12 protein-coding genes are annotated in these 11,340 nt (G+C 65.2%); 7 read left to right on the top strand and 5 right to left on the bottom strand.

The features are described from left to right. Nucleotides 1-39 precede the first annotated feature (39 nt). A complete protein-coding gene (locus WBF82_RS10515; protein ID WP_424382978.1) occupies nucleotides 40-477 on the top strand; it encodes a nitroreductase family deazaflavin-dependent oxidoreductase in 438 nt (145 codons plus the stop codon). Between the two features lie 38 nt (nucleotides 478-515). On the opposite strand, the gene WBF82_RS10510 is transcribed toward WBF82_RS10515, so the two are convergent. Both WBF82_RS10510 and WBF82_RS10505 read right to left on the bottom strand, forming a co-directional pair. Next, complete coding sequence (locus tag WBF82_RS10510) at nucleotides 516-959, bottom strand: transglycosylase family protein (protein ID WP_424382977.1); 444 nt, start codon at nucleotides 957-959, stop codon at nucleotides 516-518. A gap of 254 nt (nucleotides 960-1,213) precedes the next feature. Beyond that, nucleotides 1,214-1,603: an MmcQ/YjbR family DNA-binding protein gene (locus tag WBF82_RS10505; RefSeq protein WP_424382976.1), complete on the bottom strand. Its 390-nt coding sequence runs from the start codon at nucleotides 1,601-1,603 to the stop codon at nucleotides 1,214-1,216. A gap of 97 nt (nucleotides 1,604-1,700) precedes the next feature. On the opposite strand from WBF82_RS10505, the gene WBF82_RS10500 reads away from it, so the two are divergent. Next, on the top strand, nucleotides 1,701-2,639 hold the full coding sequence (locus WBF82_RS10500; RefSeq protein ID WP_424382975.1) for a transglutaminase family protein: 939 nt from the start codon (nucleotides 1,701-1,703) through the stop codon (nucleotides 2,637-2,639). Beyond that, on the top strand, nucleotides 2,632-3,687 hold the full coding sequence (locus tag WBF82_RS10495) for a zinc-binding metallopeptidase family protein (RefSeq protein WP_424382974.1): 1,056 nt from the start codon (nucleotides 2,632-2,634) through the stop codon (nucleotides 3,685-3,687). The genes WBF82_RS10500 and WBF82_RS10495 overlap by 8 nt, the downstream gene beginning before the upstream one ends. 12 nt (nucleotides 3,688-3,699) lie before the next feature. On the opposite strand, the gene WBF82_RS10490 is transcribed toward WBF82_RS10495, so the two are convergent. Further along, entirely contained in the window at nucleotides 3,700-6,360 is a 2,661-nt protein-coding gene (locus WBF82_RS10490; RefSeq protein WP_424382973.1) for a circularly permuted type 2 ATP-grasp protein, read from the bottom strand. A gap of 159 nt (nucleotides 6,361-6,519) precedes the next feature. Here WBF82_RS10490 and WBF82_RS10485 point away from each other — a divergent pair, with 159 nt between their 5' ends. Together WBF82_RS10485 and WBF82_RS10480 are read left to right on the top strand one after the other, a co-directional pair. Next, nucleotides 6,520-6,903, top strand: coding sequence for an NINE protein (locus WBF82_RS10485; protein WP_424382972.1), 384 nt, complete (start codon nucleotides 6,520-6,522; stop codon nucleotides 6,901-6,903). A 99-nt stretch (nucleotides 6,904-7,002) separates the two neighbouring features. After that, nucleotides 7,003-7,839, top strand: coding sequence for a DUF3097 domain-containing protein (locus tag WBF82_RS10480; RefSeq protein WP_424382971.1), 837 nt, complete (start codon nucleotides 7,003-7,005; stop codon nucleotides 7,837-7,839). Between the two features lie 59 nt (nucleotides 7,840-7,898). Here WBF82_RS10480 and WBF82_RS10475 read toward each other — a convergent pair whose 3' ends face one another. Then, nucleotides 7,899-8,966 (bottom strand): hypothetical protein, encoded by a 1,068-nt coding sequence (locus WBF82_RS10475; protein ID WP_424382970.1) that lies wholly within the window; start codon nucleotides 8,964-8,966, stop codon nucleotides 7,899-7,901. 133 nt (nucleotides 8,967-9,099) lie between these two features. Here WBF82_RS10475 and WBF82_RS10470 point away from each other — a divergent pair, with 133 nt between their 5' ends. Continuing rightward, on the top strand, nucleotides 9,100-10,452 hold the full coding sequence (locus tag WBF82_RS10470) for a replication-associated recombination protein A (RefSeq protein ID WP_424382969.1): 1,353 nt from the start codon (nucleotides 9,100-9,102) through the stop codon (nucleotides 10,450-10,452). After that, nucleotides 10,449-10,784 (top strand): hypothetical protein, encoded by a 336-nt coding sequence (locus WBF82_RS10465; protein WP_424382968.1) that lies wholly within the window; start codon nucleotides 10,449-10,451, stop codon nucleotides 10,782-10,784. Before WBF82_RS10470 ends, WBF82_RS10465 begins: the two co-directional genes overlap by 4 nt. A gap of 7 nt (nucleotides 10,785-10,791) precedes the next feature. Here the strand turns inward: WBF82_RS10465 and WBF82_RS10460 are convergent. Further along, nucleotides 10,792-11,340: hypothetical protein (locus WBF82_RS10460; RefSeq protein ID WP_424382967.1), on the bottom strand; the 549-nt coding region annotated here is incomplete at its 5' end.

Genomic DNA, 11,340 nt, shown 5'->3' with positions numbered 1-11,340 from the left:
CGCCGGAATAGACGGGCGGGCCGGGCAGGTTGACGGGGCATGACCCAACAGATCCCGGACGCCGAAACGATCAAGGCGTTCAACAAGACCATCAGCGACGAGTTCCGCGCCAACGATGGCAAGGTCGGCGGCCAATTCCAGGGCGCCGACCTGTTGCTGTTGACCACGACGGGCGCCAAGTCCGGTGAGCCGCGACTTTCGCCGTTGGCCTATTTCCGTATCGACGACAAGCTGCTCATCATCGGCTCTTTTGCCGGCGCGGACGTCAACCCGGCGTGGGTGCATAATCTGCGCGCCAACCCGTCGGCTCACGTCGAGATCGGCAGCGAATCCTCGGACGTGACCGCCCGCGAATTACCGTCTGCCGAACGCGACGAACTTTTCCCCAAGATCACCGCGGCGGCACCGGGTTTCGCCGAGTATCAGGCGAAGACGACCCGGGTGATCCCCGTTTTCGAGCTGCAGCCGGTGAGTTAGCTCGGTCGATCACGGCCCGATCACACCGGGCTAATCCGTCAGTGCGGAGCCGATAGCGACCACAGTTTGTGAAGCGTGCTGCGTATCGGATGCCCGGACCGCAAGATGTTGACCACTTCGATCGGGAAGAGGTCCTGATTGCCGCCACACTTAGGCCAAGCCCCGGGCCCCTGGGTGGTGAGCACCCGGTTGGCCACCGCGATCTGCTGATCGCGGGAGGCGTTCGCCGGACTACCGACGCCCCCGTTCTCGGCCCACGTGGACTGCTTGAATTGCAGGCCGCCGTAAAACCCGTTACCGGTGTCGGCCCGCCAGTTGCCCCCCGATTCGCATTGCGCGACGGCATCCCAGTCCATGCCTTCGGCGTACGCCACCCCCGTGGTGGGGTCAATGAAAAGCGATATCCCCAGTACGACTACCGCGGATAGCACCAGCGATTTGCACACCGATTGCATACTCAGTGTTCCGCGTAATTTACTCATTTAACACGTGTAACAAACTGGCGTGAAAACTGTCAACGGGTGGGACTTTAGCAATTTAATGAGATCTTTGATGTGTGGGGGTTTCAAGTTGTCAGAGTTAATAAAAGTCATTTCTGCGCTAATTGATTCAGTTGTTGCTAGTGACTTCTAAAGTTATCAGAGTTATCTAGTCGTGATTAAGTTATCTAGAGTGACTAAAGTTACTATTGTTGTTAGAGTTGCTGTTGATACTGGTGGGACGAAGGGCTGAGCTTTCAGGTGACCTCGCCGAGAAACTCCTGCACTAGCCGTTTCGGGGCCTGGGTCAGCCACGCCTCGACGATCAGCTCGCGCAACCCCAGCTCATCGGTCTCGGCGAGTTTGACCAGGACCGCCGGATAGCCGTCGAAATGCGGGGTGGTGAAATAGACGTCCGGTTCGTCGGCGATCAACGCGAATTTGACGCCCTCATCGGCTACCCGCACGCTGACAATATCGCCCTCGGGCGGCTCAATCCCCAACGCGGTCAATGCTTCCCGATCGGACGTACGCAGCGGCCGCTCCCAGGCGATCAGCTTCTTGCCGACCCGCCATTCGCGCGGCGACTGCTCCTCGGTGAGCGGGAGCTCGCCGACGATGCTGGCGACGTCCTCCCACGTGGCCATGACTCATTGTGCTCCCGGGAAGCAGGCCATGCTGGCAGATCGTGGCGCAGCGTTGTTCGGTCGCCGCTCCCCCCGCGGGCTGGCTAGTGTGGCAGCTGTGGCGCACCCACCGGGCCCGGGGGCCCGCTACCGGATCACCCACCGCACCGACTATCGCTATTCCGGCATGGTGACCAGCTCCTACGGGCGGGGGTTCCTGACCCCGCGTGACCTGGCCCGGCAGCGTTGCCTGTTCCACGCGCTCCGGATCTCACCGTCACCGGCCGACAGCTCAACCAGCCGCGACACCTACGGCAACATCAGCTCGTATTTCCATGTCACGGAACCGCACCAGACCCTGACCATCGTCAGCGAGTCGATCGTCGAGGTGTATCCGCCGCCACCTGAGCGTTGGGGTAGCGGGCCGGCGCAGGCGCCGTGGGAGCAGGCCCGCCCGGTCGGCGCGCGGGGCGCGTTGGCCACCGAGTTCGCGCTGGACCTGGATCCGCCCGAGATCACCGATGAGGTACGCGACTATGCCGCGCCCAGTTTCAGCCCCGGACGACCGCTGATCGAGGTACTGCGGGATCTCACGTCGCGGATCCACACCGACTTCACCTACCGGAAAGGGTCGACGACGATTTCCACTGGTGTCAGTCAGGTTCTGATGGCCCGCGAAGGGGTATGTCAAGACTTCGCTCGGCTGGCAATCGCCTGCCTGCGCGCCAACGGGTTGGCGGCCGGATACGTTTCCGGATACCTGGCCACCGATCCACCGCCGGGAAAGGACCGCATGATCGGTGTCGATGCAACTCACGCTTGGGCGACGGTGTGGACACCGCGACCACCCGGGCAGTTCGAATGGCTTGGGCTGGATCCCACCAATGACCAGATGGTCGACGAGCGTTACGTTGTCGTCGGCCGCGGCCGTGACTACGCTGACGTCCCGCCGCTGCGCGGGATCATCTATACCGACTCCGAGAACAGCGTGATCGACGTCGCCGTTGACGTTGTGCGGCACGAGGGCCCTCTTGAAGGCGAAGAGCTGTATGCGTGACTTCCATTGTCCCAACTGCGGGCAGCGTCTGACATTCGAGAACTCGGCGTGCCTGGCGTGCGGCAGCTCCCTGGGCTTCTCACTCGATGAGATGGCCTTGCTCGTGATCACCACCGGTGACGATGCCGACCACGCGGGCTTCGTCAGCGCAAGTGATTACGAATTGTGTGTCAATCGCCATCTCGCCGAGTGCAATTGGCTGGTACCGATCAATTCTCCCGGCGGCCTTTGCATGTCTTGTGCGCTGACCATCGAACGGCCCAACGACGCCGACACCGCCGGTCTCGCCGAGTTCGCCCGTGCCGAGGCGGCCAAGCGCAGACTGGTCGCCGAACTGCACGAGCTGAAGCTGCCGATCGTCGGGCGTCATCAGGATCCCAATTACGGATTGGCCTTCCGGTTGCTGTCCAGTGCGCACGAGAAAGTGCTGACCGGACACGAAAATGGAATAATCACAATCGATTTGGCCGAAGGTGACGACCTGCACCGAGAGCAGTTGCGGGTCGAGATGGACGAGCCGTATCGCACCTTGCTGGGGCACTTCCGTCACGAGATCGGGCATTACTACTACTACCGGCTGATCGCCCCGTCCAGCGAGTACGTGGCGCGGTTCAACCAGCTATTCGGCGACCCGAACGCCGACTACCAGGAGGCGCTGGACCGCCATTACAGCGAAGGACCGCCCCGCGGGTGGCACAAGCATTACGTGTCGTCGTATGCGACCATGCACGCCGCCGAGGACTGGGCCGAGACATTCGCGCACTACCTGCATATCCGGGACACTTTGGACACGTCGGCCTGGTCGGGTTTCGCGCCGGCGACCGCGACCTTCGACCGGCCGGTGTTGGGGCCCAGCGCATTTCACACCATCATCGACATGTGGCTGCCGTTGTCCTGGTCGCTGAACATGGTGAACAGGTCGATGGGCCACGACGACCTGTATCCGTTCGTACTGCCGGTCGCGGTACTGGAGAAGATGAAATTCATCCACACCGTCGTCGATCAGGTGACTTCGGTGTCGGGCAAGCCCGACCCGCTCAGCGCCTGATCCCGTTGGGGGTCACGGCATCACCCGACGCTCGGCGGGCCCCCACAGCGGCTGTATATCGCCCGGCAACGCCAGCTGCGTTGCCGTGATCAGATCGGCCAACTCGCGCAGCGCGGTATGCACGGCGGACAGCAGGTCGGCCAACTTGGCGCGGCCTCTGTGCGCGGACACCTTTTCCAATTCGGTGGGATCGGATCGGCGTAGCAGGGTGCTGATCTCGGTGACCATTCGTTCTGGCCGAGAGGATCCTGACGAGCCGGGCAGGTCGCCGAGGTCGGCCAGCAGCCGCTCCAGCTGATACACCAACGACCGCGGGTTAGTCGCGTCGAACAGCATCAATTCGGCCAAGGCCGCGACGCTGACTTTGCCGACCGTCCGGCGCCGGTAGATCACCGCCGATTCGCAGGCCACCAGGGTTGACTCGATGATGGCCCGCTCAGCGGCTGCGGCGCGGACCGTCGTCAGAGTGGCTCCGAGCAACGCGGTCAGTCCCAGGCCACGTTCGATCCGTTTACCGATGTCCATCATCGTCCAGCCGACATCCTGGACCATCGACTCGCCGGCCACTCCGGCCAATGTCAGCATCCCGACCAAGGTCTGGGTCTGGGCCGAGGCGAGCATCGCGTCGGCCTCGGCAAGAGAATCCGGCGGTTCAGCCTGATGCGCCAGCTCGCGCTCGACGCCGGCCAGCACCACCCAAGTGTCGTTGGACAATTGGTCACGCACCGCCCTGGCGGCATGTGCCAGCCGATCCACCGAGTGCACCAGTGAACCCGGCCGGTCGGGGTCCATGGTCAGTGACCACAGCGTCGAGGGAGCGATAGCGATCGTCTCGGCCGCATCGCCCGACCCGATCGCGGTCCCGGTGATCCGGTCCAGCGCGGCCATCAGCACTGGCACGCACTCGCTTTCCTCGGAGTGCTGCCGGTACCGGAATTCGTAGAAACGCTGGCGGGCGACGATCAGTAGCCGGGCCATATTCTCGGCGCGTTCGGCGTAGCGCCCCATCCAGAACAGGTCGGACAACACCCGCGGAGAGCTGACCGCAAGGGTGCCCGCGCCGGTCTTCACCGGCGGCTCGGGCGCTGGCACGGTCACCGTCTCGGCTCGTGCACGCTCGGTTGGGCGAACCCAGACATCTTTGGCTGCAACGGTTTTCAACGTGTATGCGGCCGGTCCTGCTGCCAGCACGTAGCCCAGGCCCCCGATCATCGGCGCGTAGCCACCGCGTTGAGCGACCGTGAACAACCGCATCCCCACCCCCGCCGAAGAGAATTCACCGGCGTAAGCGGCTGGTGCTGAAGAGAATTGCGGCAGCTCCTGGCCGACCCACTGCCAAGGCATGGCCGAGATGCGGGCAGCCAGTTCGGCGAGTTGGGCGGACGAAAGTGTCGGCCCGACAAAGGTTCGTCCACCGACGGTAGGCCTGATCAAGAGTGACGGCAGGTGTGCCAGTAGGTGCGAGCGTTCGCCGTCGATGCCGCCCCAATAGCTGGGTGCCGTGGCCAGCAACGGCGCTTCACCGAGCAACCGCTCGGCCAGTTCCGGCAGGAACCGCAGCAGCCCAGCGCTTTCCAGGATGCCGCTGCCGAGCGTGTTGACCACGGTCACCGTTCCGCGGTGTTGAGCCTCGACCAAACCGACGACGCCGAGCCTTGAATCGGCGCGGAGATCCAGTGGGTCCGCGTACTCTGCGTCGACTCGGCGGAATATCACGTCGACGCGTTTGAGCGTGCCTAACGAGCGCATCCACACCTTGCCGTCGCGCACCACGAGATCCGCACTCTCCACCAACGGGAAGCCCAACAGCGTCGCGAGATATGCCTGATCGAAAGCAGTTTCGGAGTAGATGCCCGGGCTGAGCACAACCACCACAGGGTCTTGGACGCCATCGGGTGCGGCGTCGATCAGGGCCAACCGCAACGCCTGGGCGAATAGCGTGGTCGGCCGCGGCGCGACGTTTTCGTAGAGGTCGGGCACGGCGTGCGCGACAACCCGTCGGTCAGCCAGCGCATAGCCGGCGCCCGACGGGGCCTGGGTCCAGTCGGCGTTGACCTGGAAACTGCCGTCGGGCAGCCGGCTGACATCGCAGGCGTGCATGAACAGTTGGTGGTTCCCCGGCACCTCGATTCCGGTGGCGGCGCGCACGTAACCGGGATGGCCGAACAGCAATTCGGGTGGCAGCACACCGTCGGTGAGCGAGCGACGAGCGCCGTACAGGTCGTCGAGCACGGCGTTGAGCACCCGTGACCGCTGGACCAGCCCGGCCTCGAGCACTTCCCAATCCGCTGCGGAAACCAACAGCGGCAGTGCGTCCAGTCGCCATGGCCGAAGCTCGGCGTCCCGGCCGCCGGTGACGGGACCCGTGGCGGGATCGATTCGGGTGTAGGTGATGTCGTCGTTGTCCACCAGTTGGCGAACCGCGGAGCGCAGCCGACTCAGCCCGGCTCGGCCGCGCTCGCCGACGGCGTCCGCAAGCTCGGCCCAGGCCGGCCGCACGTTTCCGGCTTCGTCGACGAACTCGTCGTATCCGATTGCCGGGCCGGCTGCGCCGGGGGTGCGCAGATCGAACAGGGTTTGCTGGGCCCGTGCGGTGCGATAACCGGTTAACAGCCGGTCGACGTCGGCCCGATGGTGCAAAGCTGCCGACGGCCCGGTGGAGTGCAGAGTCATTTCAAGCTGATGCCATCACCTTCATAACCGCTGATCCCACCACAGCAGCCGCTAGGCCGCAGTGCGGGGCAAAGCGCTACCAAATCTGGGCTTCGGTGCCATGATTGCATTTCCCATGGGGTGCTATCCCGACCCACCTTTGCCCGAGAGCGAGAAAACATGACGTCTCCACAATCGGCGCCCGGCTGGTACCCGGACCCAAGCGGCGCGCCCGGGCAGCAGTACTGGGATGGCCAGCAATGGCAAGCGGCTCCGCAAGCGGCTCCTCCCGTCCCCGCGCCCTATGGCGGCCAAGGCTACGGCGTGGACCAGTACGGGCGGCCGCTATCGGACAAGAGCAAGCTGGTGGCCGGACTCCTGCAAATTTTCCTCGGGGGATTCGGCGTTGGCCGTTTCTATCTCGGCTACAACAACATCGGCGTCCTCCAAATTGTGGCCACCGTCGTGACCTGCGGAGTCGGCGCGCTGTGGGGATTCGTCGACGGAATCATCATTGTCGCCGGCAACGTGCCCGACGCGCAGGGGCGCACGCTACGAGACTGACCGTTGCTGGTTGCCAGCGGCTGATCGCAAGTAGCCGAGTGGATTTCGCCCGAGTGGCGTAACCGGGTTTAGCGCGTCCGAGTCCCTAGGATCGCTCGGGTGGATGATCGTTATGGCTCGGACGTGCTGGCCCGCGACCCGCACGGCTCGGGCAAAGTCCGGTCGGTCGAAGTGCCGATAGAACTTGGCATGGTCGTCGAAGATGCGCAATCCGGCTATGTCGGCGCAGTAGTGCGCGTCGAGTACGGACGCATGGAGCTCGAGGACCGGCACGGTCGCACCAAGCCGTTCCCGATCGGTCCGGGTTACCTCGTCGACGGCAAACCGGTGATCCTGACCGCGCCGCGACGACCGGCACCCAGCGCGGCCAACCGTACGGCCTCGGGCTCAGTGGCGGTCACCGGTGAACGCGCACGCGCGGCCAGGGCAGGGCGGGTCTATGTGGAAGGTCGCCACGATGCTGAGCTCGTCGAGCAGGTATGGGGCGACGATCTGCGGGTCGAGGGGGTGGTGGTCGAGTACCTTGGCGGTGTCGACGATCTCGTCGGCGTGGTCGAGCAGTTCCGGCCGGGCCCACGCCGACGGCTCGGGGTACTCGTCGACCACCTGGTGCCCGGTTCGAAGGAGGCGCGGCTGGCCGAAGCGGTGCGCCGGGGCCCGGGCGGCGCGCACACGCTGGTGGTGGGGCATCCGTTCGTCGATATCTGGCAAGCCGTCAAGCCAGAGCGGTTGGGTCTGTCGCAGTGGCCGGTGATCCCGCGTGGAATCGACTGGAAACACGGGGTGTGTCAGGCGCTGGGCTGGCCGCACGCCGACCAGGCTGATATTGCCGCCGCCTGGCGCCGAATCCGCGGCCGGGTCCGCGATTGGACCGATCTCGACGCGGCGCTCATCGGCAGGGTGGAGGAGCTGATCGACTTCGTCACCCAGCCGTGAGCGCCGCGGTGATCGCAAGCGCGGCGGAGCCGGGCGCAGCGGGTCGCCGCCAAATGAACTCAGGGGGTCAACGGCGCGATCGGTCCACCGGCGAGCCGACGGTAGGTATAGACCTGGATGAGCAACGCCACTGGGACGCCGACGAGAAGGCCCACGCCGCAGGCGAAAGCGCCGGCCATGATCACCAAAGCCTGGACCACAAACGACAGCAGCGTGCTACCGGTATTGGACTGAACAGTGGCGAAACTGGCCTTGAGTGCATCGATCGGTGGCAGGGCGCGATCTGTGGCGAAGGCAATCGTGAACAGTGAGAAGAACGCGAAGATGACGATCGCTATGAACGACAGCACCGCGAAGATGAAGGTGGGCAGCAGCGACACCGCGTTCAAAGCCGCGTTGATCACGCTGAGCAGTGCGCCGGTCAGGACTACGTTGCCTAGGTTGCGCGGCTTGAAGAACGAGCCGATGCTCACCGGCCGGCCGTCGGCGATGTCGAGCGCACCGGACAGGAACGCAGCCTGCACGAAGATGCCGAACACGAACAACACGATCGACAGCACGAGCGTGGTGACGGCACCCAGACCCGCCGGATATACGGCGTAACCGCCCTGGACGTCAGCAGTGTTGACGCTGGCGCCGCCCAGCAACACAAAGACCAGCCCGTACACGACGATGCCGATCACGCCGTACACCAACGTCGCAACGATCAGCGGCACGGCGTCCTTCGCGAACTTGTTCCACGCCCACTTGAACGCCTCACCGATGTCAAAGGCCTGCCCGTGCGGCGGCGGATAGCCGGGTGACGGCGGATAACCGGGTGACTGTGGGTAGCCCGGCTGTGGCGGCCCGTACCCGGAAGGCGGCGGCCCATAGCCAGGGGGTGGCGGTGGCGGCGCGCCGTAGCCCGGCGGCGGTGGGGGCGCGCCATATCCCGGTAGCGGCGCGCCGTAGCCCGGCGGCGGTCCCGGCGGCTGTCCGTAGCCCGGCGGCGGTCCTGGGGGTGGTCCGTACCCGGGTGGTGGTCCGGGAGGTGGTCCGTAGCCGGGAGGCGGCGGATAGTTGCCGGGATGGGGGTCCCCGACCCTCGGATCGCTCGGTTTCCCGGGGTGCTCTGGGGGCTGGCTCATTGCCGCTCCTGCCTCGCGGTAGTGGGTTGCGGAGGCCTTATTTCAGCTAGCCTCGCGCCTCCGCGAACTTAGCAAGTATTCGGCGGCCCCGCTCAGAGGTGGACACTGCGAACCCATGTCGTTGTGGCGTGGTATGCCTGAAACCGTGTCCGACGGTCTGTTCGACGTCCCCGACCCCACCAGCTTGACCGACCACCCGCAGGGTGGTTCGGCCGCTGCCCCGTTGGCCGTGCGCATGCGTCCTGCCAGCCTCGACGAGGTGGTCGGACAGGACCATCTGTTGCAACCCGGCTCGCCGCTGCGGCGTCTGGTCGAGGGCTCGGGCGTGGCGTCGGTGATCCTCTACGGCCCACCGGGTAGCGGCAAAACCACGCTGGCAGCGTTGATCTCGCAGGCCACCGGCCGGCGGTTCGAGGCGCTGTCGGCGTTGTCGGCGGGGGTCAAAGAAGTCCGCGCGGTCTTAGAAGGGGCACGCCTGGCTCTCCTCAGAGGCGAGCAGACCGTGCTATTCATCGACGAAGTCCACCGGTTCTCCAAGACTCAGCAAGACGCGCTGTTGTCGGCCGTGGAGAACAGGGTGGTGCTCCTGGTCGCGGCAACCACCGAGAACCCGTCGTTTTCCGTCGTCGCCCCGTTGTTGTCGCGGTCGTTGATCCTGCAGCTGCGGCCGCTGAGCGCCGACGACATCCGCACCCTGGTGCAGCGCGCGATCAACGATCCGCGGGGGCTGAATGGGCAAGTCGTCGAGCCCGATGCCGTCGACCTCGTGGTGCAGCTCGGAGCGGGGGACGCCCGGCGCGCGCTGACCGCATTGGAGGTCGCTGCCGAAGCGGGGGAGCAGGTCACCGTCGAGGCCGTCGAGCAGTCCCTGGATCGCGCCGCCGTGCGCTACGACCGCGACGGCGATCAGCATTACGACGTCGTCAGCGCGTTCATCAAGTCGGTGCGCGGCTCCGACGTGGACGCGGCGTTGCATTACCTGACGAGAATGCTGGTCGCCGGCGAGGATCCGAGATTCATTGCACGGCGGCTGATGATTCTGGCGAGCGAAGACATCGGCATGGCCGACCCGACCGCGCTGCAGACCGCCGTCGCCGCCGCACAGACCGTGCAACTGATCGGCATGCCCGAAGCCCAGCTGACCCTGGCACACGCGACTGTTCACCTTGCCAGCGCGCCCAAGTCGAACGCGGTGACCACAGCGCTGGGTGCGGCGATGGCTGACATCAAAGCAGGCAAGGCCGGCCTGGTGCCGCCGCATCTGCGCGACGGCCACTACTCGGGCGCGGCAGCACTGGGCAACGCGCAGGGCTACAAGTACTCCCACGACGACCCCGATGGTGTTGTGCCGCAACAGTATCCACCGGACGAGCTGGTGGGCGTGGACTACTACCGCCCCACTGGCCACGGTGCTGAACGCGAAATGGCTTCCCGGCTAGACCGTTTGCGTACCATCATTCGTCGTAGGCGTGAGGGAGGACGATGAAAACTTTTACCGATGACGAGATGAATGCCCTGCTTCTGGCCGCGAAGGCGTACAGCGTCGTCATCCTCAAACAGGGGCCGAATTTCGCCGACGAGACGGCGCCAGCACTCATTTGGGAACACGGCCGCCGCAACTTTGGGCTCCGCCACGACGGCGTCCTGGCGGTGGTGCTGCCAGTCACAGACGGGTCCGAAGTCTGCGGCGTCGGCATATTCACGTCAAGCATCGACGAGACTGTCGCGATCATGAACGACGATCCCGGCGTGCAAGCCGGGGTGTTCACCTTCGACGCGCACCCGTGTCGCGGGTTTCCCGGCGACTCGTTGACCTAACGGCGGGCTAAACCAGCTCGGGCACCCGCAGGTGGGCGATGGCCAACTCGAATTCTCCGACGTCGAACTGATCTGCGCCGAGATCGCGAAGCCGTGCGGTACGCAGTGAGCGCGCGCGTTCTTCGTTGCGCTGCATGGCTTCCAGGCTGTCGAACGTCGACGACGACACCGCCCGCCACGACGTGCGGTCGATCATCAGGCTCGCGCTGCAGAAACCCTCGAGCTCCTCGATCGCGGGCAGCACAGACTCCCGGTAGAACTCGATGGCCCGGTCGAACTGGTCAGGCCGCACGACGAGCCAGGTGGCCCGCACGCCGGCACCCGGGCGCGAAGGGTGGTCTCGGTGCAGCACCGCGATCTCCCACTCGTCGACAGTCGGGCTACCGCCGAAGGTCTGTGCTGCCTGATCGCGAACCGGCCGTATCTCACGGGCGCTCGCGCGCATCGCCTGTTCGTTCTCCCACGAGCTGGTCGCAATGCAACGACCAGAGTCGCGGTCGACCAACAACGACATGCCGAGACATCCGTCGACTCTTTCGAGCGCGGGCATGACTAC

The organism is Mycobacterium sp., assembly GCF_049673265.1.
Classification (GTDB): Bacteria; Actinomycetota; Actinomycetes; order Mycobacteriales; family Mycobacteriaceae; genus Mycobacterium.
The sequence above is the reverse complement of the archived record's forward strand: the minus strand, read 5'-3'. Positions and strand labels throughout refer to the sequence as shown.